The 517-nt window shown below is 55.1% G+C and carries 1 pseudogene; it reads right to left on the minus strand.

The features are described from left to right. Positions 1 to 517, minus strand: a pseudogene (locus tag HBA93_RS18230) (ISNCY family transposase); the annotation flags it as partial.

Below are 517 nucleotides of genomic sequence, written 5' to 3' on the forward strand. Positions count from 1 at the left end.
AATGACGGCGGGGTCGTTCATGTAAGCTGTGCGCGATTTACGCTCTCGCTTCTGATAGCCGTTGGCGGTACTGCCGTCGCGAACACCAAACATATGGTTGGTCTGACCGGTACGGCGCGGACCGCTTTTGCTGCGTTGCTGTTCCCGTCCCGCCTGCATCTCAGCGACGATCGACAGCATGTCATCCAGCCGTTTGTTCTCGACAACAGGTGAGCGATGAATGGAACGAAGCTTGTCGAATGTTGTATAGGGCAGGGTGTCCGTACCGTCCATGATCTCCAGACGTCCGTCGGGATAGTCGCAGACAATGACCTTCTGCCGCGCAAGCCGCTTTGCAACTTCGGTCGGTTCCAGGATGAACAGCACTTTATCATAGCGTAGTGTCAGTGTTTGTGACAGCGTTCGCACTTCCTTCCGGCACAGCGCACCATCAATATTCTCATGCGCTGCCAGCGGTCGATGCATGTCCTTGGGATTGCGTGGCTCCTTGCCAAAACGGCCATTGAAATCTGCAATA

The sequence above is a fragment of the Ochrobactrum sp. SFR4 genome (assembly GCF_019730395.1).
GTDB lineage: Bacteria > Pseudomonadota > Alphaproteobacteria > Rhizobiales > Rhizobiaceae > Pseudochrobactrum.